Here is a 23,337-nt window from a genome sequence, read left to right as displayed (position 1 = left end):
GTTCGGACGAAAGCCGCGTCCGGCTTGTAGGCTGGGCCTGTGTCGAATACCTCGCAGCCCACGCTGATGCTCATCGACGGCCACTCGCTGGCCTTCCGGGCCTTCTACGCGCTCCCGGTGGACAGTTTCCAGACGCACAGCGGGCAGCATACGAATGCGATCCACGGCTTCATCGCGATGCTCATCAACCTGCTCGGCAACGAGAAGCCCGACGCCATCGCAGTGGCCTTCGACATCTCGCGGCACTCGTTCCGCACCGAGGAGTACCCGGAGTACAAGGGCACCCGCGGCGAGACCCCTCCCGAGTTCAAGGGACAGGTGCCCCTGCTCCAGGAGGCGCTGCACGCCATGGGGATCCGCACGCTCGAGAAGGAGAACTACGAGGCCGACGACATCCTCGCCACCCTGGCGACGCGCGGGGCGGAGAGCGGATACCGCGTGCTCGTCGTCAGCGGGGACCGGGACACGATCCAGCTCGTGGACGACCGGATCACCCTGCTCTACCCGTCGAAGCAGGGGGTGAGCGAGCTCACCCGCTACGACGCCGAGCGCGTGATGGAGCGCTACGGCGTCCGGCCGGAGCAGTATCCGGAGATCGCAGCGCTGGTCGGCGAGACCAGCGACAATCTGCCCGGCATCCCGCGGGTGGGAGAGAAGACGGCCGTCAAGTGGATCAACCAGTTCGGCTCGCTCGAGGAGATCCTCCGGAGGCAGGACGAGATCGGCGGCAAGGTCGGCGAGAGTCTGCGTGAGAACGCCCACCACGCGATCCGCAACCGACGGCTCAACCGGCTGGTGCGGGATGTCGAACTCGCGGTGTCGCTCGACGAGCTGGACCGCGGTGAGGTCGACATGGCCGCGGTGCAACGGGTGTTCTCGAAGCTCGAGTTCCGCACGCTGCTGCAGCGGGTCGGCAAGCTGGCGGGCGCGGACGTCCCGACGGGCTCCGACGGCGACGCCCCGGGCGCGGCGCTGGCGCCCGCGCTGCCGGAGACGAGGCGGCTGCTCGACGAGGAGCTGGGCGACTGGCTGGCGAAGGCCGATGCTCCGGCGGTGCATCTCGCCCAGGGGTACGACGGTCTCGAGGTGGGCATCGCGACGCCGGACTCCACGGTGCTGCTCGACTGGAAGCCGGGCGGACGGGATTACGCGCCCTTCGAGGAATGGCTCGCCTCGGACGCGCCCAAGGTGTTCTTCGACGCCAAGGCGCAGACGCGGCTCGCCGCCGAGGCGGGGGCCTCGGTCGGCGGCATCGATACGGTCGGAGGCATCGCCGGCGACGGGCTGATCGCGGCCTGGCTGATCCGCCCCTCGACCCCGGAGAAGACGCTCGCGCAGGCCGTGCAGCGCTTCCTCGGCGAAGAAGTACCGGAGCCCGACCCCAACCAGCTGCTGCCGGAGGAAGACGACCGCGCCGGAGCCGATGCGCTCGCGTGGTACATCGTCAGGGTGCACGCGGAGATGCTGGCCCGCTTCGAGGGCGGCACCGCGGGGATCTACCGCGACATCGAAGTGCCGCTCGTCCCCGTGCTCACCGCGCTGGAGAACCGCGGCGTCCAGATCGACGTCCCGCTGCTGCGCGCGCACGAGGCCGAGCTGCGCGATCGCGTGCGCGAACACGAGCGCGCGGCCTTCGACGCCATCGGCCGAGAGGTCAACCTCTCCTCCCCGAAACAGCTGCAGGAGGTGCTCTTCGACGAACTCGACATGCCGAAGACGCGCAAGACCCAGCGGGGATACACCACGGATGCCGCCGCGCTCGCCGAGCTGCAGGAGAAGCAGCCGCATCCGTTCCTCGACGCGCTGCTCGCCCACCGCGACGTCAACAAGCTCCGTCAGATCGTCGAGACGCTGATCAAATCGGTGCGGGACGACGGCCGCATCCACACGACGCTGCTCCAGAACGGCGCGAGCACCGGCCGTCTCGCCTCCGCCGACCCGAACCTCCAGAACATCCCCGTGCGCAGCGAGGAGGGCCGTCGCATCCGCGAGGCCTTCATCCACGCCCCGGAGTACGAGACCCTCATGACCGCCGACTACTCGCAGATCGAGATGCGGATCATGGCGCATCTCTCCGGCGACGCGGGCCTGATCGAGGCGTTCATCGAGGGGGAGGACCTGCACCGCTTCGTGGGGGCGCGGATCTTCGGCGTGCCCCCGGAGGAGGTGACGAGCGAGATGCGGGCGAAGGTGAAGGCGATGTCGTACGGCCTCGCCTACGGGCTCTCGGCCTTCGGACTGTCCAAGCAGCTCGGCATCAGCCGTGGCGAGGCCGAGCAGCTGATGAACGACTACTTCGCGCGATTCGGCGGCGTGCGCGACTATCTGCGCTCCGTCGTCGAGCAGGCCAAGCGCGACACGTACACCGAGACGATCTTCGGGCGGAGGCGTCCGTTCCCCGACCTGGCGAGCCCGAACCGCGCACTGCGCGCGAACGCCGAGCGCGCGGCGCTCAACGCGCCGATTCAGGGCACCGCGGCCGACATCATCAAGATCGCGATGGCGCGGATCGAGCGGCGGATCCAGGACGCCGGGCTCGGGTCCCGGATGCTGCTCCAGATCCACGACGAGCTGATGTTCGAGGTCGTCTCGGGGGAGTGGGAGCCGCTCGAGGGCATCGTGCGCGAGGAGATGGGCTCGGCCGCGGAGCTCTCGGTGCCGCTCGAGGTGCAGCTGGGCTCCGGGCCGAACTGGAACTCCGCCGCCCACTGAGGTGCGCGACGGCGTGCCCCGCGGATCACGTCGCACGAACGGCCGTGTGATGCGGGCGGGGACGACCGTTCGTGCGACGTCGAACGGCGGGATCCGGCGCTCGGTGGTCGGCATCCGTCTTTTGGATGAAGTTCACGCGATCGGCTGGATGCATCGGAGGACGTTTTCCTAGTGTGGTCTCATGACCGTACGGAGATCGAATGCATCGGACCGGCTCTTCCGCTGGACGAGGTGGGCGGCCCCGCTCGGGGGGATCGTGTTCGTCGTGCTGTGGTGGCTCGGCGAGGCCGGCCGATGGCGGCTGGAGGATCGGCCGTTCGCGTTCGTGCTCATCGGTGCGGCGATCGCCCTCGCACCGTTCTTGCCGCGCGTCTCGCTCGCCTCCCTCGTGGTGGTCCCCGCGCTGCAGGCACTGGGGCTGATCGCCGGGCCGACGTCGAATGACTGGCCGGTCTACCTCGGCTTCGGGTTGGTCCTCGTCGTGGTCGCGATGCACGACGAGCGGAGGCTCCGGCTGCGTGCGGCGATCACGGGCGTGTTCTGCTCCGTCGCCGTGAGCGCGCTGATGGTGGCGCCGGATCGGGTGGCGGCCCTTCTCGGCGTCGGCGGGGCGCCCGACACGGCGCACGGGTGGGCGTCCTGGGCGGGAGGGATTCCCGCGGGCGGGATCCCGGCGTCGGTCGAGGTCGTGCTCGCAGCACTGATCCTGCTCGTCGGCAGCTGGGGACTCGGCGCCGCGCTGCGATACTGGCGGCGCGAGCAGCAGGCTCGCGAGGTGCTCGCCGCCGCCGAGCGGGAGCTCGCCGCGAGCGAGACGGCCCGTCTGCTGACCGCGCAGCGCCAGACCATCGCCGATGACGTGCACGACGTGCTGGCGCACTCGCTGACGGTGATCATCGCGCAACTCGACGGGGCGATCGCCAGCGGGGCGGACCACCCGGTGCTGGAGCGCGTCAGCACGATCGCTCGTGAGTCGCTCGTCGATGTGCGCGCGCTGATCGAGCGGCTGGACCAGGGCGAATCGAGCGGGGAGGCGGCCCCTTCGCTCGAAGATCTCGACGTCATGATCGACCGCTTCGCCGCCGCCGGCCTTCGGATCGAGCTGCGGGAGTCCGGTCCGCGCCCGGAACTCGCGGACGGACTGCAGCTGACGGTGCGGCGCATTCTGCAGGAGTCGCTCACCAACGCGCTCAAGCATCAGGGACGCGGGGCCCGAGTCGGCATCGGTCTCGATTGGCGCGGCGATCAGCTGGCGCTCCGCGTGTTCTCGGCGGGAGGCCTCTCGAGCGCGGAGATCGACGCGCCCGAACCGGCGCAGGGCGCCGATGCGGTTGCGGAGTCGCGAACCGGCATCGGCATCGGCAGCATGCAGACCCGAGCGCGCATGGCGGGCGGTTGGCTCACGGCCGAGGCGGACGGCGACGAGTTCATGGTCACGGCCGTGCTCCCGCAGCGTGTCGTCGCCGAGACGGTGCTGCGATGAGCGGGCCGATCCGGGTGCTGCTGACCGACGACCAGCCGCTGTTCACCTCGGGCCTCCGGCTCGTCATCGACGCCTGGCCCGGGCTGCGCTGCGTGGGCGAGGTGGCCGACGGCGCGGAAGTGATGCCCGCGCTCGCGGCCGAGACCGCCGATGTGCTCCTGCTCGACCTGCGCATGCCGCGTCTGAACGGCCTGCAGGTGCTGCGTCGCATGCCGCCGGAGACCGGCACTCGCACGATCGTGCTGACCACCATCCGCGACCGGCGCGCCCTGCTCGAAGCGCTCCGGCTGGGAGCGAGTTCCTACCTCACCAAGGACGCGCGGCCCGAGGTGCTGCTCGACACGATACGCCGGGTGCACGAGGGGGAGACCGCGGTCGGGTCGGCGGATCTCCTGGAACTGCTGGAGACCGAGCAGGATCGGCATCGGCTGGCCGAGCCCGTGCTGCCCGGTCTGACTCCGCGGGAGCGGGAGGTGTTCCTGCTCTGCGCCCGCGGGCTCAGCAACGCCGAGATCGCCGCGGAGCTCACGGTGGCCGAGGCGACGGCGAAGAGCCAGCTGCGGAGCGTCATGCAGAAGCTGGGGCTCCGCAGCCGCGTGCAGGTGGCGATCCACGCCTACGAGCACGGCATCGCCCGCCCGGCGGTGCGCGCGGATCGAGGATGATGAGGATCAGGAGGGCGTCCGGAGCGCAGACCCGTGCCTCGCGCGGCGTGACGAGCGCGGGTCTCCGCGCCACGGCCCTTCGCGGTCACCTCGCACGGCTTCGACGAGCAGCTCATGACGGTCCTCTGCGCTGCCGCGCGGAGCCCGTTCTCCGCCGCTTCGGAGCCCGGTGAGTGCGGTCGGAGCGCCTATCGTATGAACTTCAGGTGAAATCGAACTGCATCCGCCTTGGTCTTCCGCGTCCGATCAGGGTAGGCTGGAGCGTCACATGTGTGACGAATTCACTATGTCCACGCGCGGGACGAGGGATCCGGCGTCGGAACGTCGACAGCCGGTACTCGCGTGCCCCGCCTGATTCCCTGTCCATTCTGGAGACCAATTTCATGACGAACGCAACGACCGAGCAGGCAAGCAAGCAGGTCGCTATCAACGACATCGGCTCTGCCGAAGACTTCCTTGCCGCGGTCGAGGAGACCCTGAAGTTCTTCAACGACGGCGACCTCATCGAGGGCACCGTGGTGAAGATCGACCGCGACGAGGTGCTGCTCGACGTCGGTTACAAGACCGAGGGCGTCATCCCCTCGCGCGAGCTGTCCATCAAGCACGACGTCGACCCGGGCGAGGTCGTCGAGGTCGGCGACGCGGTCGAGGCGCTGGTTCTCCAGAAGGAGGACAAGGAAGGCCGCCTGATCCTCTCGAAGAAGCGCGCGCAGTACGAGCGCGCCTGGGGCGATGTGGAGCGGATCAAGGAGACCGAGGGCGTCGTCACCGGCACCGTCATCGAGGTCGTCAAGGGAGGTCTCATCGTCGACATCGGCCTGCGCGGCTTCCTCCCGGCGTCGCTCATCGAGCTGCGGCGCGTGCGCGACCTCTCCCCGTACCTGGGCCAGGAGATCGAGGCGAAGATCCTCGAACTCGACAAGAACCGCAACAACGTCGTGCTGTCGCGCCGGGCGCTCCTCGAGGAGACCCAGTCCGCGAGCCGCTCGTCCTTCCTCGCCGAGCTCAAGCCCGGCCAGGTGCGCAAGGGCGTCATCTCCTCCATCGTCAACTTCGGCGCCTTCGTCGACCTCGGCGGCGTCGACGGCCTGGTTCACGTCTCCGAGCTCTCCTGGAAGCACATCGACCACGCCTCCGACGTGGTCGAGGTCGGCCAGGAGGTCACCGTCGAGGTGCTCTCGGTCGAGCTGGACCGCGAGCGCGTCTCGCTGTCGCTCAAGGCCACCCAGGAGGACCCGTGGCAGGTCTTCGCCCGCACCCACGCGATCGGTCAGATCGCCCCGGGCGTCGTCACCAAGCTCGTGCCCTTCGGCGCGTTCGTGCGCGTCGCGGACGGCATCGAGGGCCTGGTGCACATCTCCGAGCTCTCCGACCAGCACGTCGAGCTCGCGGAGCAGGTCGTGCAGGCGAACCAGGAGGTCTTCGTCAAGATCATCGACATCGACCTGGAGCGCCGCCGCATCTCGCTCAGCCTCAAGCAGGCCAACGAGGGCGTCGATCCCGAGGGCACCGAGTTCGACCCGGCGCTCTACGGCATGACCGCCGAGTACGACGAGAACGGCGAGTACAAGTACCCCGAGGGCTTCGATCCCGAGACCCAGGAGTGGAAGGAAGGCTTCGAGACCCAGCGCGAGCAGTGGGAGCAGGAGTACGCCGCCGCTCAGGAGCGCTGGGAGGCGCACAAGAAGCAGGTCGGCGAGACGCTCGCCGCTCCTGCCGCAGCCGCGCAGGGCGGCGGGGACGACAGCTCCTCGGACTTCTCGGGAGACGTCTCCTCCTCCGGCGCGCTCGCCGACGATGAGGCGCTCGCCGCGCTCAAGGCGCAGCTCGAAGGCAACTGATCCGCTGAGCGCCTTCGTGGTTCGGGCCCGGCTTCTTCACGGAAGCCGGGCCCGAACCCGTTCCGTACGCCCGCGAGCTCCGCTAGGTCGCGGTCCCCGCCCCGGCCCGGGACGCGCGGTCCCGCCGCGCAGCGAGCCCTCGCCTCAGACGGCGGATGAGGAGCACGATCAGCGCGACGGCGCAGACCAGTGCGAGGAGCGGGACGATCACCGCGAGGATCGTGAGGAGCGCCGCTCCGAGATCCTCCAGCGCGCTCGAGACGGCCGCCCCGGCCCCCGCGGTGAGCACGTTGAGCACCGGTCGTGCGACGGCCTTGAGCAGGTGGGGGATCAGCGCCACGACGGCGCCGAGCACGAACGGCCAGAACTGGGACGAGCCGACGAAGGCGGCGGGGTCGGCGACCGCGACCGTCTCGCTGGAGGATCCGGCCGAGAAGACGAGCCCGCCCGACGCCGGGCGCACCACGGTCTGCAGCACGTCGTTGACGCTGTCGAGGGCCGGCACTTTGTCGACGATCAGCTCGACGAGCAACAGCACGCCGATCACGCCGAGCGCCCAGTCGTTCTCGAGCCAGGCCCACCCCTCGGGCAGCTGCACCATCTCCGTGAAGCGCGACAGGAGGCCGATCCCGAGCAGCGGGATGTAGGCGTTGAGTCCGGCCGCGCTCGCGAGGACGGTTCCCGTGATGATCTCGAGCATGCGTCTCCTCTCGGGGGGAAGTTTAGCCCGTCGGGCCGGACGCTCGGACCGAGCCGCTAACCTGAGAACCATGAAGCTGGTAGCGCTGAGCGGGGGCATCGCCTCGGGCAAGTCGACCATCGCCGCGAGGCTCGCGGAGCTCGGGGCGGCGCACATCGACGCCGACGGGCTCGCGCGCGAGGTGGTCGAGCCCGGAACGCCCGCCCTCGCCCGGCTGCGCGAGCGGTTCGGCGAAGAGGTGATCCGCTCCGAGGGCTCGCTCGACCGCGCGGCGCTCGCGAGGCGGGTGTTCGGGGATCCCGGAGCTCTGGCGGAGCTGAACGGGATCGTCCATCCGGCGGTGCGAGCGCTGGCCGCCCGCCGGATCGCGGAGATCGGGACCGCGCGGCCCGACGCGATCGTGATCTACGACGTGCCGCTGCTCGTGGAGGGCCGGGTCGATCAGGACTGGGATCTCATCGTGATCGCGGAGGCGCCGGACGATCTGCGTCTCAGGCGCCTGGTGGAGCTGCGCGGGCTTCCGGAGGACGAGGCGCGGAAGCGCATCGCGAGCCAGGCGAGCAACGAGGAGCGCCGCGCCGTGGCCGATGTCGTGATCGATACGGGCGGCAGCCTGGAGCAGACGCTCGACCAGGTGGACGCGCTCTGGGAGCGTCTGAGCGTCTGAGCGCGCGATCGCCCGGAGGGTCAGAGGACCGGGGCGCCGCCGTGCCGACGGCTCAGATCCTCGAGAACTCGGCCAGCCAGTCGAGTTGGAACTGCGCGACCGCGGCGATGACGAGGTAGTTCACGACCACGATCACCCAGACCCAGCCGTGAGCGGCCTGTGCGAAGCGGCGTCCGCGCTCGCCGATCGGGATGTCTCCGACGGCGAAGGGCCGGACGAGGCCGTTCCACCACAACGGGATCATCACCGCCCAGATCACCATGCACCAGGGGCAGAGCGTGAAGATCTCGAAGATGCTCTGGTACTGGAGCCAGCTCACCAGCACGAAGCCGCCGAGCAGGCCGATCTGGTAGACCCCCCAGAACCAGGGGGCGAAGCGGGCTCCCGCGAGCGTCGCCACACCGACCGCGATGGGGGCCACGAACGCGCTGACCCCGATGATGGTGTTGCTGAACCCGAGCACCGAGCCCTGCCACGAGCCCATGTTGGGGCCGCAGGTGACGAGGAGGCTGACCGCGCAATTGGGGATGTAGTCGGGTTCCTGGAGCGTCTTCAGATACTCCGTGAGCAACTCGAACGACGCGAACCAGCCGATCAGCCCGAGCAGGATCGAGAAGATGGCGAAGCCGCGACTGCGCGCGGCTACCGGGTGGTTCTCTGCCGATACGGAAGGAGCGCTCATGCCGCGATCCTACTGGCCCTGTCTGAACGTGCCATAATGGTGAGCGATGCCCGACACCGAAGCGTGTCGGGCACGAAGCAGTCTTTCGGTCGCGCGATGCGACCAGCGGTCATGGACATGGCCGGGCGCCTGGCACCAGCCGGCGCGCAGATGAAGTGCAGCGGCGGAGACGCCGCCAGAACGGTTTCCGGGCGACGCGCAGTCGAGCCGGGCTATAAGGAGTACACCAGCGATGGTGAATGATTCAGAATATGACGAGACGACCACGGCCGAGGCGGACCATGCGGCATCCGCGATCGACGAGGGGGCGATCGCTCCCTCCGAGCCGGGGGCGCCGGCCGAAGCGGGTTCCGATGAGCAGGGGCGCGTGGCGGAGACGGAGCGCACGGAGCCAGCCGGGGCCGAGGCCGCTCCCGCCGCCGCGGGGGAGGAGACGACCGAACCGGAACCGGTGGTCGCCGAGGACGGCCGGGCTCTGGTGGTCTCGCTGGCGGAGCTGACGCCCGAGGAGCGGTTCCGGGCGACCGCTCGACTGGTGTTCCTCGCCCCGGATGTTCCCCCGGTGCAGCCGCGCCAGCGCCGCAGCGCGCTGCGGCAGCTCGACGATCTGCTGGATCAGCGCTTCATCGAGGATCCTCAGGACGCGGCGGAGGAGCGCGGTCGCGCGGAGGAGCGCGAGGGCGGGCAGAGCCGCCGCCGCGGGCGGCGGCGCACGAGTCAGGCCGGCGATGACGACGCGCCGCCCGTGAAGCAGAAGCGCCAGGCCCCGCAGGTCACCGAGCCGCAGAAGGTGAAGGGGTCGACGCGGCTCGAGGCGAAGAAGCAGCGCCGCCGCGAGGGCCGCGACGCCGGGCGTCGCCGGCGCCTGGTGATCACGGAGTCGGAGTTCCTGGCGCGTCGCGAGGCCGTCGAGCGCGAGATGATCGTGCGCACCACCGCCGGTCGCATTCAGATCGGCGTGCTCGAGGACGGCGTGCTCGTGGAGCACTACGTCGCCCGCTCCGCGGAGACCTCGATGATCGGCAACGTCTACCTCGGCCGGGTGCAGAACGTCCTGCCGAGCATGGAGGCCGCGTTCGTCGACATCGGTCGCGGACGGAACGCGGTGCTCTACTCCGGCGAGGTCGACTGGTCCGAGTTCGAGGGGACCAACAGCGCGCGTCGGATCGAGAACGCGCTCAAGCCCGGCGACCAGGTGCTCGTGCAGGTGACGAAGGATCCGGTCGGTCACAAGGGTGCCAGGCTGACCAGCCAGATCTCGCTTCCCGGCAGATTCCTGGTGTACGTGCCCGGGGGCGCCATGAACGGCATCTCGCGGAAGCTTCCCGACACCGAGCGGGCCCGCCTCAAGAAGATCCTCAAGGAGGTGCTCCCGAGCGGTGCGGGCGTGATCGTGCGCACGGCGGCCGAGGGCGCCACCGAGGAGCAGCTCACTCACGACGTGCAGAGGCTGACCAAGCAGTGGGAGTCGATCCAGAAGCGCGTCGAGCGGGGCGGGGGACCGGTGCTGCTGCACTCGGAGCCCGACATGCTGATCAAGATCGTGCGGGACGTGTTCAACGAGGACTTCCACCGTCTCGTCATCTCGGGCGAGGAGACCTACCGGACCATCGAGGACTATCTCTCGCAGGTCGCACCGGAGCTGCTGGAGCGCGTCGAGGCCTACACGGGCGAGCGCGACGTCTTCGGCGAATACCGCATCTCCGAGCAGATCGCGAAGGCGCTGGATCGGAAGGTCTGGCTGCCCTCCGGCGGCTCGCTGGTCATCGACCGCACCGAGGCGATGACGGTGGTGGACGTCAACACCGGCAAGTTCGTCGGCTCCGGCGGAAACCTCGAGGAGACCGTCACGAAGAACAACCTCGAGGCCGCGGAGGAGATCGTGCGCCAGTTGCGACTGCGCGACATCGGCGGCATCATCGTGGTCGACTTCATCGACATGGTGCTCGAGTCGAACCGGGATCTGGTGCTGCGGAGGCTCGTCGAGTGCCTGAGCCGGGACCGCACCAAGCATCAGGTCGCGGAGGTCACCTCGCTCGGTCTCGTGCAGATGACCCGGAAGAAGCTCGGGCTCGGGCTGCTGGAGTCGTTCAGCGAACCCTGCGAAGTGTGCGCGGGCCGCGGCATCATCGTGCACCACGAGCCGATCGCCAAGCACCGTTCCGAGAACGGCTCGCGGGGGAAGCGGAAGGGGGGCTCGGGCTCCCAGCCCTCGGGCTCGGTCGGGCAGACCCACGCGATCACCGATGAATCCCGCACCATGCTCGCCAAGATCGCCGCGAGCACGATCACGGGCGCCGCGGACCACGGTGGGTCGCCGGCCGAGGCGGACCCGGCCGGCGACGAGACGAAGGCTGCTGCGGAGGCGCAGACCGGGAAGCAGAGCCGGAGGCGCCGGGCTCCGAAGCAGGAGACCGCGGCGAAGGAGTCGGAGCCCGCCGAGGTCGTCCGGCCGCGGGAGCAGCCGGTCTCGCCCGACGATCTCCTCGGATCGGTGCTCGATGCGCTGCCGCCGGCCCCGGCGCCGGGAAAGCGCCGCCGGGCGGGGCGCCGGGCGAGCTCTCTGCCGCTCGTGACCCCCGGCTCGGACGCGGACCCCGCCTCGGACGATGACGGCGCGTCGCTCATTTGACCGGTCGCGGTCTGTGCGGTAGAGTTGGACGCTGGTGCTGCCCGTTTACGGGTGGCGGATCCCGGGCCCGGGTGCTCGGATCGTGTTCGCGGTGAGCAGGTGCGCGAACGTGTGGAATCGTACTTTCGAAGAAAAAGGTGAGACGTGGTTTACGCAGTAGTGCGCACGAGCGGTCGGCAGGAGAAGGTCGAGGTCGGATCGATCATCACCGTCAACCGCGTTTCCGGTGACGACAAGGGCAAGCTCCAGCTCCCGGCCGTGCTGCTCGTCGACGGCGATCAGGTCACGACCGATCCGGCAGCGCTCGCGAAGGTCAAGGTGACCGCCGAGGTGCTCGACGATCTCCGCGGACCGAAGATCGTCATCCAGCACTACAAGAACAAGACCGGCTACAAGCGCCGCCAGGGTCACCGTCAGGACCTGACCCGCATCAAGGTCACCGGCATCAAGTAGCCGATACTCACGAACGATTCGAAGGAGCTAGAGAGACATGGCATCTAAGAAGGGCGTCGGCTCGAGCAAGAACGGCCGCGACTCGAACGCGCAGCGCCTCGGCGTGAAGCGCTTCGGCGGCCAGCAGGTGAACGCCGGCGAGATCATCGTCCGCCAGCGCGGCACGCGCTTCCACCCCGGCTCGAACGTCGGCCGTGGCGGCGACGACACGCTGTTCGCGCTCGCCGGCGGCGTGGTGGAGTTCGGCGCGAAGGGCGGCCGCAAGGTCGTCAACATCGTCGCCTCCGTCTGAGCGGGGCGATCATCAGCGAGGCGGGCTTCGGCTCGCCTCTTGCTGTATCCGAGGGAAGAACACGACTATGGTGACCTTCGTCGACCATGTGCAGGTGCATGTGGCGGCCGGGCGCGGCGGAAACGGCTGCGTCTCGGTCAAGCGCGAGAAGTTCAAGCCCCTCGCCGGCCCCGACGGCGGCAACGGCGGGCACGGCGGCGACATCGTCTTTCTCGCCGATCCGCAGGTGACCACGCTGCTCGAATACCACCGCCGACCGCATCGCAGTGCGGACAACGGCGGATTCGGCATGGGCGATTTCCGCTCCGGGATCAACGGCGGCGAGCTCGTGCTGCCCGTGCCGATCGGCACGGTGATCAAGGACGAGTCGGGCGAGACGCTCATGGACCTCGCGGAGGCCGGAGACCGCTTCGTCGCGGCCCAGGGCGGCATCGGCGGGCTCGGCAACGCGGCCATAGCGAGCGCCAAGCGGAAGGCCCCCGGCTTCGCCCTCCTGGGGACCGAGGGCGGCTCCGGAACCGTCACGCTCGAGCTGAAGACGATCGCCGATGTGGCGCTCGTCGGCTACCCGTCCGCAGGCAAGTCGAGCCTCATCGCCGCGCTGAGCGCGGCCAGGCCGAAGATCGCCGACTACCCGTTCACCACGCTGCACCCCAACCTCGGCGTCGTCCAGATCGCCGAGCACCGGTTCACCATCGCCGACGTTCCCGGTCTGATCGAGGGAGCGAGCGAGGGCCGCGGTCTCGGCCTCGACTTCCTGCGCCACGTCGAGCGCTGCAGCGCCCTGCTGCACATCCTCGACTGCGCCACGCTCGAGCCGGGGCGGGATCCCCTGTCGGACCTCGACGTGATCCTGGGGGAGCTCGGGGCCTACCCGGTTCCCGAGGGGCAGACGCCGCTGCTCGAGCGGCCCCAGCTGGTCGCGCTGAACAAGATCGACGTCCCGGAGGCGGCAGAGCTGGCCGCGTTCGTGCGGCCCGATCTCGAGGCGCGCGGCTACCGCGTGTTCGAGATCTCCACGGTGTCGCATCGCGGTCTGCGCGAGCTGAGCTTCGCGCTCGCCGAGCTCGTGGAAGCGGAGCGCGCCCGCATCCGCTCCGAGGTCGAGGAGCGGCCCAGAGTCGTCCTGCGTCCGCGAGCGGTCGACGAGAGCGGTTTCCGCGTCGTGGTCGAGGGCGGGAGCCACGGCAAGATCTACCGCGTGCTCGGCGCCAAGCCGGAACGGTGGGTGGAGCAGACCGACTTCGCGAACGATGAGGCGGTCGGCTACCTCGCCGATCGCCTGCAGAAGATCGGCATCGAGGACGCTCTCGTCAAGGCCGGCGCGACGGCGGGCTCCACCGTGGTGATCGGGCCGGGCGCCGGAGTGGTGTTCGACTGGGAGCCCTCCGTGACGAGCGCGGCGGAGGTGCAGATGGGCGCCCGCGGCTCGGATCTGCGCGTCGACGCCTCCCCGCGCCGCACCAACAAGGAGCGTCGCGACGAATACCACGAGCTCATGGATGCGAAGGCCGAGGCGCGCGCCGAGCTCGAGCGCGAGAGGGAGGCCGGCATGTGGAGCGAGGAGTCGTGAGCGAGGGGATCGAGCCCGGGGGAACGGCACCGCGCTTCGCTGCACGACGGGTCGTCGTGAAGGTCGGCTCGTCCTCGGTGAGCGGAGAGAACGCCGCGCAGATCCCGACGCTCGTCGATCAGCTGGCCCGTCTCCACCGGTCCGGGGGCGAAGTCATCCTGGTGTCGAGCGGAGCTATCGCGACCGGGGTGCCCTTCATGAGACTGGACGGGCGTCCCGACGATCTCGCGACCCAGCAGGCGGCGGCAGCGGTCGGGCAGAACATCCTCGTCAATCGCTATCAACGCGCGCTGAGCGTCCACGACATCGTGGCCGGTCAGGTGCTGCTCACCGCGAACGACATCGAGAATCCGACGCACCGGGGCAACGCGAAGCGCGCGATCGAGCGTCTGCTCCAGCTCGGCATCATGCCGATCATCAACGAGAACGACACGGTCGCGACGCACGAGATCCGCTTCGGCGACAATGATCGCCTGGCCGCGCTGGTGGCGCGGCTGATCGGCGCCGATCAGCTCGTGCTGCTGTCGGACGTGGACGCGCTCTACACCGCGCCCCCCACGACGACGGGGGCGATCCCGATCGCGCACGTCGCCCACGGCGACGAACTCGCCGGTGTGGAGATCGGCGCGGCGAGATCCGGCTGGGGCACGGGAGGCGCGGCGACGAAGGTGCAGGCGGCGCGGCTCGCGGCCGACGCGGGCACCGAGGTGCTGCTCACCGAGACCCGGCTGTTCGCGGCGGTGCTCGACGGCGAGCAGCACGGCACCACGTTCGAGGCGGCGAATAGGTAGAGTAAAGGGATGAGCAACGATCCCTTCCTCGACCGTCTCTCTCGCGCGCGAGAGGCCGCGCGTCGCCTGGCCACCGCGACGGCCGCGCAGAAGAATGCGGCGCTCGAGGCGATCGCCGCTGGAATCGAGGGCTCGGTCCCTCGGGTCGTCGCGGCGAATCGTCTCGATCTGGAACGCGGCCGCGAATCGGGGCTCACCGAGGGGCTGCTCGACCGCCTGACCCTCGACGAGTCGCGGTTGCACGGGCTCGCCTCCGCGGTGCGCGAGGTGATCGCGCTGCCGGATCCGGTGGGGCAGATCCTGCGGGGGAGCACCCTCGCCAACGGCATCCAGATCAGTCAGGTGCGCGTGCCCTTCGGCGTGGTCGGCGCGATCTACGAGGCCCGGCCGAATGTGACCGTCGACATCGCCGCGCTCGCGCTGAAGAGCGGCAACGGCGCGGTGCTCCGCGGCGGCACTGCGGCAGAGCAGTCGAACCGCGTGCTCGTGGAGCTCATCCAGGAGGCGATCTCGGGCGTCGGGCTCGACGGCGACGCGGTGCAGACCGTCGACGAGTTCGGGCGGGAGGGCGCCACGCGGCTCATGCGCGCCCGGGGGTACGTGGACGTGCTGATCCCGCGGGGCTCCGCCGGATTGATCTCGACGGTGGTGCAGGAATCGACCGTTCCGGTGATCGAGACCGGTTCGGGTATCGTCCACGTGTTCGTCGACGCGAGCGCGGACGCCGATACGGCGGTGGCGATCGTGGAGAACGCGAAGACGCACCGCCCGAGCGTCTGCAACGCCGCCGAGACCCTGCTCGTGCACCGCGACGCAGCCGATCGCCTGCTGCCGCGGCTCGCGAAGACGCTCCTCGACCGCGGCGTGGCGCTCTACGGGGACGAGCGCACCCGCGGGCTCGCCGACGGGCTCTCCCCGGCGGAAGAGTCCACCTGGGAGACCGAGCATCTCGCCCTCGAGATGGGCGTGCGGGTCGTGGACTCCCTCGACGAGGCTCTCGCGCACATCGAGCGGTACTCGACCCGGCACACCGAGGCCATCGTCACCGAGGACTACGAGAACGCCCAGCGCTTCCTCGCCGAGGTCGACTCCGCTGTCGTCATGGTCAACGCCTCGACCAGGTTCACCGACGGCGGCGAGTTCGGGTTCGGCGCGGAGGTGGGCATCTCCACGCAGAAGCTGCACGCCCGCGGTCCCATGGGACTGCAGGAGCTGACCAGCACGAAGTGGCTCGTCCGGGGCAGCGGGCAGATCCGCTGATACTCCGACGGAGATCGGTGCGCGGGGTGCGCAACGAGAAGCTCCCGAGCCGGTACACTTGGTGCAAAAGATCAACGATCACCGTAGGAATGCCGGAGTACTGATGTCTATTCTCGCCACTGCCGTTCTCGCCGCCGAGGAGGGCCATCACGTCGTCAACGAGCTCTGGTTCCCCGCTCCGCTGTTCGGCGTCATCATGTTCATCCTGTTCGTCGCCATGGCGGCGGTGACCTTCAGCTTCCGAGACGTCGCGAACCGTCACGCGGAGAAGGCCGAGGCCTATGCGCGTGAGCACGGCGGCGAGGGAGAGCACCACTAGAGGCGCGATGACGCGCCGTCGCCGGATCGGTGTCATGGGCGGCACCTTCGATCCGATCCATCACGGTCACCTCGTCGCCGCGAGCGAGGTCGCCCACAGCTTCGAACTCGACCAGGTGATGTTCGTCCCCACCGGCGAGCCCTGGCAGAAGACCGGAGTGACCGATAGCGAGCATCGCTACCTGATGACGGTCATCGCGACCGCGTCGAACCCGAGGTTCACCGTCAGCCGGATCGAGATCGACCGTGCCGGCCCCACCTACACCGTGGACACGCTGCGCGATCTGCGGGCGGCCATGCCCGACGTGGAGCTCTTCTTCATCTCGGGCGCCGACGCTGTGGCGCAGATCATCAGCTGGAAGGACGTGGAGGAGCTCTGGCCGCTCGCCCACTTCATCGCGGTGTCGCGGCCCGGCCACGAGCTCTCGCTTTCTGGATTATCTGATGAACACGTAAGCTTGTTGGAAGTGCCTGCTTTGGCGATCTCATCGACCGACTGCCGCAGCCGTGTCGCCCGCGGCTATCCAGTCTGGTATCTCGTGCCCGATGGAGTGGTGCAGTACATCGCCAAGCACGACCTGTATGCGGAAGAAAGTGACGACAGCGAATGAGTGAGCAAGAAGCGGATCGGCCGCTGACGCGGCGCGAGCGCCGCCTGCGCGGATTAGGCGTGGAGGCGGAGACCGCCCCTCCGGTGGCCGAGCAGCAGCCGACGGCGGAGGCGGCCGCAGCGGCGGCGCCCGGTCCGGGCGATGACGCCGGGATCGAGATCTCGCCGCTCGACGAGCACGGTCGCCCCCGGACCCGACGGGAGATCCGGCAGCTGCGCGAGCAGTTGCTGGCCGAGCGCGGCGCGGCCGCGCCGCCGGCTCAGGAGGCCCCCACTCAGGCGGCCGAGGCGGAGCAAGGGCCAGAGTCCGTCGCTGACGAGTTCGATCCGCGGCTCGCCGAGACCCAGGCGTTCACGGTGCAGGAGTCTCGGGAGGCGGAGGCGGCCGCGCCGCCTGCCGCAAAGCCGACTGCGGATGATCCCTCCGCCGGGCCGCTGCCGGCTCCGTCCGAGCCCCCCCAGGACTCGCCTGCGACGGCGGCAGAGCCGCCGGTCGGGGAACCGCCCGCGCAGCCGGTCGACGGTGCTGCGCAGGCCGATGACGGGACGGTGCGGCCCGATGGCGCTCCGAAGCAGGAGCGGGGATACTCGTTCCCGGACATCGCCCCGCTCGAGGAGAACGTCTCGGTGTTCGACGATCCCGGCGGGCGCGCCGCTGCCGCCGGGGGCGCCGAGAGCCCGGGGGCCTTCGACGATCTGATCTCGCGCGCGGTCGCGCAGGAGGGTGCCGCGGCATCGACCAACAGCTCGGCGCTCATCCTGCCGAATCTGCCGGAGACCACGGGGCTCTCCGGCCCGCTCGGCGAGACCGGGGAGCTGTTCGTCACCGGATCGATCGAGCTGCCCAAGTCTCTCGGCGAGACCGGCGGTCATACGGCGTTGCATGACTCCGTCGAGCTGCATCCCGACTCCGACGACGATGAGGCAGAGGTGGTTCCCGCCGGTGGGATCGCGCCGGTGTCGGCTGCGCGGGCGGTGAGCGCCCGCGTGACGGAGGGGCAGGTCGTGGCGAAGACGACCAAGGAGAAGAGCAAGGTGCCGCTTGCGCTGATCCTCACCGGAGGCGGTCTCGTGCTCGGCGTGGGTGCCCTGCTCGCGTGGGCGGCGAGCAGCGGCCTGTTCGGATGAGCGCGATGCCGTCGACTCCGGACGTGCGCGCGCAGCTCGAAGCGGCTGTTCGCGCTGCCGATGGGAAGGGCGCCACGGCGCCGGTGGCCCTCGAGGTGGGCGATCTCTTCCCGCTCGCGGACGTCTTCCTCCTGCTCAGCGGAGGCGTCGAGCGCAACGTCCAGGCCATCGCCGAGAGCATCGAGGATCGGCTGGCCGGGCTCGGTATCGACGCGCTCCGACGCGAGGGCCGCGAAGGCGGCCGGTGGGTGCTCCTCGATTTCGGTGATCTCATCGTGCACGTGTTCCACCAGGAGGAGCGGGACTTCTACCAGCTCGAGCGGCTGTGGAAGGACTGCCCCGCCATCGACGTGTCTCCGTACCTCGGCGGCGCAGCCGATTTGCAGGAGCAACCCCCACCTGGTGTAGAGTAGGAGAGTTGTCGGGTGAGCATTCGCCCGACTTCCCGGGTCTGTGGCGCAGCTGGTAGCGCACCTGCATGGCATGCAGGGGGTCAGGGGTTCGAGTCCCCTCAGATCCACTCGCTCCGCTCGCGGCTCTTCGTTCGGACTCGCCACGGAATCCGGTGAAAGCGATGCTTTCGCCTTTGGGGATTCCGTGCCCCCCCCCCCAGGTCCACCAGGGTCTCGCAAGTCGAATCTTGCCGCTGATGAAGACCGCTTGGCGGCGGGTCGGAGGCGAGTTCGAGGCTGTCGCCGTGGTCGTGTGAGGTGACCGCGTTCACGGCCGGCGAGGCTTCGAAAGTGACGTTCTCCTCGTCGTCGATGATGGTTCTGGTGAAGAGCGCGTGGTCGAGGATGCGCCGTTCGGCGGGTTCGCGTTCTGGTCAGAGGTCGTCTCGCCGCCGGTGAGGACCTCTAGGAGCTTGTGCAGCCCGTTCTAGGCGTCGGCGTAGCGCTCGTGGAGCCGGTCGAGTCGTGCGCCGATCTCAGCGATGGCGTCGTGCATCCGGTCCTGTCCGCTTTTGCGCAGGTCGACGGGGATCGCGTCGGCGTCGTGGGCGTGGACGCGTTTGAGCCGTTCCGCTTCGAGGGTGAGCCGGACAGGAGAGGAACACTCCCGGAAGATGGCCGCCTCGAAGTAAGGGCCGGTCCTCACTCGTGCGGAATAGAGACCGATCGCCGCAGGTTGCGAGGTGGTGACGACGGTCGAGATGAGGAGGGTTCGGAATGCTGGCATGGACGACGACTCCCGGCGCACCCGGCGGGCTGACGCTGAGCGAGGTCGCAGAGCCCTCTCCGCTTCCGCACGAGGTGCTGGTTCGCGTCGAGGCGTTCGCTCCGAATCCCGGCGATCTCGCCGCCCTCCCCGGCGCTCCGACCGGGTCGGTCCCCGGCTGGGACGGAGCCGGCATCGTGCTCGCGGCCGCCGCCGACGGCGCAGGACCGCGCGTTGGCGATCGTGTGCTCTTCCTCGGGCTCGGCGCCCGCGGTTGGGCGCAGCGCCGCGCCGTGCCTCACGCGACCACCGCCACCGCCCCGCCCGCCGCGGAATCGGAACGCCTCGCCACGCTCCCGGTCCCTGCGACCAGCGCCCTGCGCGCCCTGCGGAGACTCGGGTCGATCCTCGGGCGACGCGTCTTGATCGTGGGCGCCACGAGCGCGGTCGGGCGGATCGCCGTGCAACTCGCCGCCCGCTCCGGCGCGCACGTCGTCGCCGTCGCACGCGACGCACGCCGGCACGCCGCCCTGCGTCGCCTCGGTGCGCAGGAGACGCACACCACCCTCTCCTCGGTGGCATCTCGCGTCCACGGCACCATCGACATGCTCGGCGGGCAGCACCTCGTCGACGCCTACGCCCTCCTCGAGCCAGGCGGCACCGTCATCGCACTCGGCCACTCAGCCGGTGCGGAGGAGCACTTCCCCTCCGGCGCGTTCGTCGCCGATCCCACCACATCCGGGCGTTCGATCACGAGCTTCTTCCTCGGGTCGGAACCCGACCTCGCCGCTGAGATGGCCTCCCTCGCGGCGGACGAGCAACTCGAGGTCGGCGACGTCGACCCCCGCGCATGGACCGAACTCGCGAACTGGATCGAACAGGGGGCGCCTCGACCGTCCGGAAGGGTGGTCTTCCGCGTGGCCCACCCCGATGCTCCCAGCTGACCCCTCCGAACGAGCTTCGTCAGCGCCCGAGGCCGGTGCGCATCGAACTCGGGCGGTGTCGGTCATGCGTGTGCTCCTGTGGCGGTGAGCGGGGTGAGGAGGATCCCCGCGAGGGCGAGTGCTGCGGTCAGGAGCAGACCGGTGGTGAGGGTCTGGTCGGTGATCGGCGCATCGTGTGCGGCGGCGGCGACGATCGCGGCGATGATCTGAGTGGCGAGGATGCCGCCGATGCTGCGGGCGATGCTGTTGAATCCGTTCGCAGCGCCGGTGCGCGTGACCGGGACGTGGGTGGCGATGAGGCGGGGCTGGGAGCCGAACACGAAGCCGGTGCCGAGCCCGACCAGGGCGTAGCAGACGACGTGCTGCCAGATCTGGGCGTGCCAGAGCGTCAGTGCGAGGGTGGCGAGCAGGATGAGGCCGGCGAGGGTGATCGTGCCGCCGAACCCCACTGATCCCGCGTCGGTCTGCACCGTCGGTGCCTGCGCCCAGAGCGGGAGGAGGAGGTAGAAGGGGAAGGAGATCGCCCCGATCAGCAGTCCCGAGACAGACTGCTGGCGGTGCGGCGATATGCTGCGCCTGACGATCGCGAACGACAGAGGCAGGATGCCGAGGGAGACGCCCTGCACGATCCGCGCCGCGATCAGCACGATCGTGCTCGGCGCGATCATGGCCGCGATCCCGCCCAGTGCTGCGAGCAACAGTGCGGCGAGCAGGCCGCGGCGCGGCCCGTGCGTGTCGCCGAGCGCGCCGAGGACCGGGCTCAGGATCGTACCGGAGAGCAGGAACCCCGACACGATCCAGGCGCCCACCGCCGGGGTCGCGCCGAGATCCGTCTGGATGGTCGACAGCGCTGGGAACACCAGCGTCTGCGCCAGCGCGTACCCGAAGACGGCGAGGGTGAGTGCTGCCGAGACCGCGCTGTCGCGTGCGGCTATCGGGGGCGCGGTTTCGGCTTGCGTTCTGCTCATGCCAGTACGGTAGGCAAGAGGCTTACCATGGGGAAGTACGCACTTTGCGCTCACGGCCCGACCCCGAGGTAAGGACGGCGGCAGACCATGGCCAGCATCACCGCGATCGATCCGTCGACGAACGCCTTCGACGGCGACTGCACCGGCCGCATCGTGCTCGACCAGCTCACGAGCAGGTGGGGATTCCTCATCCTCGTCGCCCTGCGCGACGGCGAGCATCGCTTCTTCGAACTGCGCAACCGCATCCACGGGGTCAGCGAGAAGATGCTCTCGCAAACCCTCCGGGGCCTCACCGGGAGCGGCCTGGTCGAACGCCACGTGATCCCGACCGTCCCGCCCGCCGTCAGCTACACCCTCACCGATCTCGGCCGCAGCGCCGCAGAACCCCTCGCGGGCGTCTTCGACTGGCTCAGCGACCACGCCGCCGAAATCGCCGAGCACCAGCAATAGCGGAAGCAGGCCCGCACGATCCCGCGGAGCCCGGGTTGAGCTCGCACGCGTCTTGCAAACGAGGACTCAGCACATCGTGAGAGCCTTGATGCATGGCCTCTCCCCAGACACTCGACGACGCCGATCGGCGTCTCGTCGCCCTGTGGGCGGCTGACTGCGCCGAGCGGGTTCTGCCGCTGTTCGAGGCTGAGGCTCCGGACGACGACCGGGCACGAGACGGCATCGAGCGGACACGCGCGTATGGGCGCGGTGAACTCGACGCAGCCGGCGAGATCAAGCGAAGGCTCCTGGCTGGGCGCGCGGCGCAGTCCGTCACGTCTCCCGCCGCTGTAGCGGCCGCCCGAGCTGCTGGACAGGCGTCTGCTGTCGCCCACATGGGCGCTCACGCGTTGGGGGCTGCCGCATATGCGGCAAAGGCGGCTTCACTTGCCTCCTGCGATCAGGAGACTGCGCGCCGCGAAGAGGTTCGCTGGCAACTGGAGCACATGACGTCGGACGCTCGTGCCGCGTTGTCCCGTCTGCCGCTCTTGGGCGAAGACTCATCAGGGCCATTGGGGGCGGGGCTCCTGTCGTCGGGCATGCTCGCACAGACGATCCGTGAGATCCAAGCAGACCTGGCCCCCGCCCGATAGCTGAAGCTCTACCTCGACGTGCAAGAGGCGTGAGCCGTCAAAGCAGGGTCTCTGAACGCTGATGATCGGATGTAGTCCGCATACCGCGCGGACGGGGGAGACCGGTTCGCCGACGAACCTGGCAATGCGCCGATTCCCATGCCATATTCCGAGTCCGCGCGGGAGGAGCCCCTAGCCTTGAACCAGGCGATCGGCACTTGCCCTTTGGCCCCACTCCTCCGGCACCCGAAAGGACCGCCGGCTTCAGCAAAGGGCGCTCTCATCTCATCCAGCCTTGTCTTTAGCTCCAGCACTCTCGGACCGATCCGACAGACCTATGCCCGGAAGGAAGATTTTCCGCCGATCGCCCGCGCCTACGTTCAGGTGTCGCAGGTCGTGCGGGAGAGCGGGCTCCTGGGGCGAACCCCCTGGTTCTACCTCCTCGTCGGCTGCGCGCTCGTCCTCGGCTTCGGCGGGGCGATCGCGGGGTTCGTCCTCCTCGGGGACAGCTGGTTCCAGTTGCTCATCGCCGCGGCCCTCGGCATCCTGTTCACCCAGGTCGCCTTCCTCGCCCACGAGGCCGGGCATCGTCAGATCCTCTCCTCCGGCCCCGCGAACGACCGCCTCGCGAGCGCGCTGGCCGCCGTTGCGGGCATGAGCTACTCCTGGTGGGATGCGAAGCACAGCCGTCACCACGCCAACCCGAACCGGGTCGGCAAGGATCCCGACATCGAAGTCGACACGATCTCCTTCCTCGACGCGGATGCGGCGCAGGCGAGGGGGCTGCGTCGGATCATCACCCGGCGCCAGGGCTGGTTGTTCTTCCCGCTGCTCACCCTCGAAGGCCTGAATCTTCACGTCCAGAGTCTCAGATACCTGTTGGGTCGCGGCCCGGTCAAGCGTCGCTGGCAGGAGCTCGGGATGGTCGCCGCGCGGTTCGCCGTCGTGCTCGCTCCGGTGTTCGTGCTGCTCCCACTCGGGATGGCCTTCGCCTTCACCGGGGTCATGATGGCCGTGTTCGGCGTCTACATGGGGGCCTCATTCGCCCCGAACCACAAGGGGATGCCGGTCATCGCCCCGGACGCGAAGATCGACTTCTTCTCGAAACAGGTCCGCACCTCGCGGAACATTCGCGGCGGATGGTGGGCGACGTCCCTCATGGGAGGATTGAACCACCAGATCGAGCACCATCTGTTCCCGAGCATGGCCCGCCCGCATCTGGCGAAGGCCAGGGAGATCGTACGTGAGTTCTGCGAGACCCATGACGTCCCCTACACGGAGACGTCGCTGTGGAGCTCCTACGCCATCGTGATCGACTATCTGAATCGGGTCGGCCTCGCCGCACGGGATCCCTTCGGCTGCCCCATGGTCGCGCAGTACCGGAGGGGGTGACGGTGCC

At 69.4% G+C, this 23,337-nt stretch carries 23 protein-coding genes and 1 tRNA gene; 20 read left to right on the top strand and 4 right to left on the bottom strand.

What is annotated here, in order from left to right:
• The first annotated feature begins 66 nt into the window (after positions 1-66).
• The 4 genes from polA to rpsA all read left to right on the top strand — a co-directional run bounded on the left by polA (position 67) and on the right by rpsA (position 6,701).
• Positions 67-2,712: a DNA polymerase I gene (gene polA, locus J4H92_RS08250; protein ID WP_208097799.1), complete on the top strand. Its 2,646-nt coding sequence runs from the start codon at positions 67-69 to the stop codon at positions 2,710-2,712.
• A 181-nt stretch (positions 2,713-2,893) separates the two neighbouring features.
• Entirely contained in the window at positions 2,894-4,195 is a 1,302-nt protein-coding gene (locus J4H92_RS08245; RefSeq protein WP_208097699.1) for a sensor histidine kinase, read from the top strand.
• The gene (locus J4H92_RS08240) at positions 4,192-4,860 is read left to right on the top strand and encodes a response regulator (RefSeq protein WP_208097698.1); all 669 of its coding nucleotides are present in this window, start codon (positions 4,192-4,194) and stop codon (positions 4,858-4,860) included. Before J4H92_RS08245 ends, J4H92_RS08240 begins: the two co-directional genes overlap by 4 nt.
• A gap of 383 nt (positions 4,861-5,243) precedes the next feature.
• Positions 5,244-6,701, top strand: a complete 1,458-nt coding sequence (rpsA, locus tag J4H92_RS08235; protein WP_208097697.1) for a 30S ribosomal protein S1 — start codon at positions 5,244-5,246, stop codon at positions 6,699-6,701.
• Between the two features lie 82 nt (positions 6,702-6,783).
• Here the strand turns inward: rpsA and J4H92_RS08230 are convergent, their stop codons facing one another.
• Positions 6,784-7,401: a DUF4126 domain-containing protein gene (locus tag J4H92_RS08230; RefSeq protein WP_208097696.1), complete on the bottom strand. Its 618-nt coding sequence runs from the start codon at positions 7,399-7,401 to the stop codon at positions 6,784-6,786.
• 70 nt (positions 7,402-7,471) lie between these two features.
• Here J4H92_RS08230 and coaE point away from each other — a divergent pair, with 70 nt between their 5' ends.
• Positions 7,472-8,068, top strand: a complete 597-nt coding sequence (coaE, locus tag J4H92_RS08225) for a dephospho-CoA kinase (RefSeq protein WP_208097695.1) — start codon at positions 7,472-7,474, stop codon at positions 8,066-8,068.
• A 52-nt stretch (positions 8,069-8,120) separates the two neighbouring features.
• Here coaE and J4H92_RS08220 read toward each other — a convergent pair whose 3' ends face one another.
• Positions 8,121-8,750 carry a vitamin K epoxide reductase family protein gene (locus J4H92_RS08220; RefSeq protein WP_208097694.1) on the bottom strand — a complete coding sequence of 210 codons (630 nt, stop codon included), beginning with the start codon at positions 8,748-8,750 and terminating at the stop codon, positions 8,121-8,123.
• A gap of 232 nt (positions 8,751-8,982) precedes the next feature.
• Between J4H92_RS08220 and J4H92_RS08215 the strand changes: the two genes are divergently transcribed.
• The 11 genes from J4H92_RS08215 to J4H92_RS08165 all read left to right on the top strand — a co-directional run bounded on the left by J4H92_RS08215 (position 8,983) and on the right by J4H92_RS08165 (position 18,327).
• Entirely contained in the window at positions 8,983-11,382 is a 2,400-nt protein-coding gene (locus J4H92_RS08215) for an Rne/Rng family ribonuclease (RefSeq protein WP_208097693.1), read from the top strand.
• 144 nt (positions 11,383-11,526) lie between these two features.
• Positions 11,527-11,835, top strand: coding sequence for a 50S ribosomal protein L21 (gene rplU, locus J4H92_RS08210; RefSeq protein WP_208097692.1), 309 nt, complete (start codon positions 11,527-11,529; stop codon positions 11,833-11,835).
• A 37-nt stretch (positions 11,836-11,872) separates the two neighbouring features.
• On the top strand, positions 11,873-12,127 hold the full coding sequence (gene rpmA, locus J4H92_RS08205) for a 50S ribosomal protein L27 (protein ID WP_208097691.1): 255 nt from the start codon (positions 11,873-11,875) through the stop codon (positions 12,125-12,127).
• 67 nt (positions 12,128-12,194) lie between these two features.
• Positions 12,195-13,700 carry a GTPase ObgE gene (gene obgE, locus J4H92_RS08200; protein ID WP_208097690.1) on the top strand — a complete coding sequence of 502 codons (1,506 nt, stop codon included), beginning with the start codon at positions 12,195-12,197 and terminating at the stop codon, positions 13,698-13,700.
• Positions 13,697-14,491 (top strand): glutamate 5-kinase, encoded by a 795-nt coding sequence (gene proB / locus J4H92_RS08195; RefSeq protein WP_424960864.1) that lies wholly within the window; start codon positions 13,697-13,699, stop codon positions 14,489-14,491. Before obgE ends, proB begins: the two co-directional genes overlap by 4 nt.
• A 9-nt stretch (positions 14,492-14,500) precedes the next feature.
• The gene (locus tag J4H92_RS08190) at positions 14,501-15,751 is read left to right on the top strand and encodes a glutamate-5-semialdehyde dehydrogenase (protein ID WP_208097689.1); all 1,251 of its coding nucleotides are present in this window, start codon (positions 14,501-14,503) and stop codon (positions 15,749-15,751) included.
• Positions 15,752-15,854: 103 nt separating this feature from the next.
• A complete protein-coding gene (locus tag J4H92_RS08185) occupies positions 15,855-16,070 on the top strand; it encodes a hypothetical protein (RefSeq protein ID WP_208097688.1) in 216 nt (71 codons plus the stop codon).
• A 7-nt stretch (positions 16,071-16,077) separates the two neighbouring features.
• The gene (gene nadD / locus J4H92_RS08180) at positions 16,078-16,680 is read left to right on the top strand and encodes a nicotinate-nucleotide adenylyltransferase (RefSeq protein ID WP_208097687.1); all 603 of its coding nucleotides are present in this window, start codon (positions 16,078-16,080) and stop codon (positions 16,678-16,680) included.
• Positions 16,677-17,807 carry a hypothetical protein gene (locus J4H92_RS08175; protein WP_208097686.1) on the top strand — a complete coding sequence of 377 codons (1,131 nt, stop codon included), beginning with the start codon at positions 16,677-16,679 and terminating at the stop codon, positions 17,805-17,807. Before nadD ends, J4H92_RS08175 begins: the two co-directional genes overlap by 4 nt.
• A gap of 5 nt (positions 17,808-17,812) precedes the next feature.
• On the top strand, positions 17,813-18,220 hold the full coding sequence (gene rsfS, locus J4H92_RS08170; protein ID WP_208097685.1) for a ribosome silencing factor: 408 nt from the start codon (positions 17,813-17,815) through the stop codon (positions 18,218-18,220).
• Positions 18,221-18,254: 34 nt separating this feature from the next.
• A tRNA-Ala gene (locus J4H92_RS08165) sits at positions 18,255-18,327 on the top strand.
• Positions 18,328-18,686: 359 nt separating this feature from the next.
• Here the strand turns inward: J4H92_RS08165 and J4H92_RS08160 are convergent.
• Entirely contained in the window at positions 18,687-18,986 is a 300-nt protein-coding gene (locus J4H92_RS08160; protein WP_208097684.1) for a hypothetical protein, read from the bottom strand.
• On the opposite strand from J4H92_RS08160, the gene J4H92_RS08155 reads away from it, so the two are divergent.
• Positions 18,977-19,909: a zinc-binding dehydrogenase gene (locus J4H92_RS08155; RefSeq protein WP_208097683.1), complete on the top strand. Its 933-nt coding sequence runs from the start codon at positions 18,977-18,979 to the stop codon at positions 19,907-19,909. The genes J4H92_RS08160 and J4H92_RS08155 overlap by 10 nt on opposite strands.
• 62 nt (positions 19,910-19,971) lie before the next feature.
• On the opposite strand, the gene J4H92_RS08150 is transcribed toward J4H92_RS08155, so the two are convergent.
• Positions 19,972-20,877, bottom strand: a complete 906-nt coding sequence (locus J4H92_RS08150) for an MFS transporter (RefSeq protein WP_208097682.1) — start codon at positions 20,875-20,877, stop codon at positions 19,972-19,974.
• An 87-nt stretch (positions 20,878-20,964) separates the two neighbouring features.
• Here J4H92_RS08150 and J4H92_RS08145 point away from each other — a divergent pair, with 87 nt between their 5' ends.
• The 3 genes from J4H92_RS08145 (at position 20,965) to J4H92_RS08135 (ending at position 23,330) form a co-directional block, all read left to right on the top strand.
• Positions 20,965-21,327, top strand: a complete 363-nt coding sequence (locus J4H92_RS08145; RefSeq protein WP_208097681.1) for a winged helix-turn-helix transcriptional regulator — start codon at positions 20,965-20,967, stop codon at positions 21,325-21,327.
• Positions 21,328-21,419: 92 nt separating this feature from the next.
• Complete coding sequence (locus J4H92_RS08140; RefSeq protein WP_208097680.1) at positions 21,420-21,959, top strand: putative immunity protein; 540 nt, start codon at positions 21,420-21,422, stop codon at positions 21,957-21,959.
• 261 nt (positions 21,960-22,220) lie between these two features.
• The gene (locus J4H92_RS08135) at positions 22,221-23,330 is read left to right on the top strand and encodes a fatty acid desaturase family protein (protein WP_341783046.1); all 1,110 of its coding nucleotides are present in this window, start codon (positions 22,221-22,223) and stop codon (positions 23,328-23,330) included.
• Positions 23,331-23,337: the final 7 nt, after the last annotated feature.

Source organism: Leucobacter weissii (genome assembly GCF_017565745.1).
In the GTDB taxonomy this organism is placed as follows: Bacteria; Actinomycetota; Actinomycetes; order Actinomycetales; family Microbacteriaceae; genus Leucobacter; species Leucobacter weissii.
The sequence above is the reverse complement of the archived record's forward strand: the minus strand, read 5'-3'. Positions and strand labels throughout refer to the sequence as shown.

Coding starts and splice junctions, on each gene's coding strand:
- polA (WP_208097799.1), top strand. CDS start 67: ATGCTCATCGACGGCCACTCGCTGGCCTTCCGGGCCTTCTACGCGCTC.
- J4H92_RS08245 (WP_208097699.1), top strand. CDS start 2,894: ATGACCGTACGGAGATCGAATGCATCGGACCGGCTCTTCCGCTGGACG.
- J4H92_RS08240 (WP_208097698.1), top strand. CDS start 4,192: ATGAGCGGGCCGATCCGGGTGCTGCTGACCGACGACCAGCCGCTGTTC.
- rpsA (WP_208097697.1), top strand. CDS start 5,244: ATGACGAACGCAACGACCGAGCAGGCAAGCAAGCAGGTCGCTATCAAC.
- J4H92_RS08230 (WP_208097696.1), bottom strand. CDS start 7,401: ATGCTCGAGATCATCACGGGAACCGTCCTCGCGAGCGCGGCCGGACTC.
- coaE (WP_208097695.1), top strand. CDS start 7,472: ATGAAGCTGGTAGCGCTGAGCGGGGGCATCGCCTCGGGCAAGTCGACC.
- J4H92_RS08220 (WP_208097694.1), bottom strand. CDS start 8,750: ATGAGCGCTCCTTCCGTATCGGCAGAGAACCACCCGGTAGCCGCGCGC.
- J4H92_RS08215 (WP_208097693.1), top strand. CDS start 8,983: ATGGTGAATGATTCAGAATATGACGAGACGACCACGGCCGAGGCGGAC.
- rpmA (WP_208097691.1), top strand. CDS start 11,873: ATGGCATCTAAGAAGGGCGTCGGCTCGAGCAAGAACGGCCGCGACTCG.
- obgE (WP_208097690.1), top strand. CDS start 12,195: ATGGTGACCTTCGTCGACCATGTGCAGGTGCATGTGGCGGCCGGGCGC.
- J4H92_RS08190 (WP_208097689.1), top strand. CDS start 14,501: ATGAGCAACGATCCCTTCCTCGACCGTCTCTCTCGCGCGCGAGAGGCC.
- J4H92_RS08185 (WP_208097688.1), top strand. CDS start 15,855: ATGTCTATTCTCGCCACTGCCGTTCTCGCCGCCGAGGAGGGCCATCAC.
- nadD (WP_208097687.1), top strand. CDS start 16,078: ATGACGCGCCGTCGCCGGATCGGTGTCATGGGCGGCACCTTCGATCCG.
- J4H92_RS08175 (WP_208097686.1), top strand. CDS start 16,677: ATGAGTGAGCAAGAAGCGGATCGGCCGCTGACGCGGCGCGAGCGCCGC.
- rsfS (WP_208097685.1), top strand. CDS start 17,813: ATGCCGTCGACTCCGGACGTGCGCGCGCAGCTCGAAGCGGCTGTTCGC.
- J4H92_RS08155 (WP_208097683.1), top strand. CDS start 18,977: ATGCTGGCATGGACGACGACTCCCGGCGCACCCGGCGGGCTGACGCTG.
- J4H92_RS08160 (WP_208097684.1), bottom strand. CDS start 18,986: ATGCCAGCATTCCGAACCCTCCTCATCTCGACCGTCGTCACCACCTCG.
- J4H92_RS08150 (WP_208097682.1), bottom strand. CDS start 20,877: ATGAGCAGAACGCAAGCCGAAACCGCGCCCCCGATAGCCGCACGCGAC.
- J4H92_RS08145 (WP_208097681.1), top strand. CDS start 20,965: ATGGCCAGCATCACCGCGATCGATCCGTCGACGAACGCCTTCGACGGC.
- J4H92_RS08140 (WP_208097680.1), top strand. CDS start 21,420: ATGGCCTCTCCCCAGACACTCGACGACGCCGATCGGCGTCTCGTCGCC.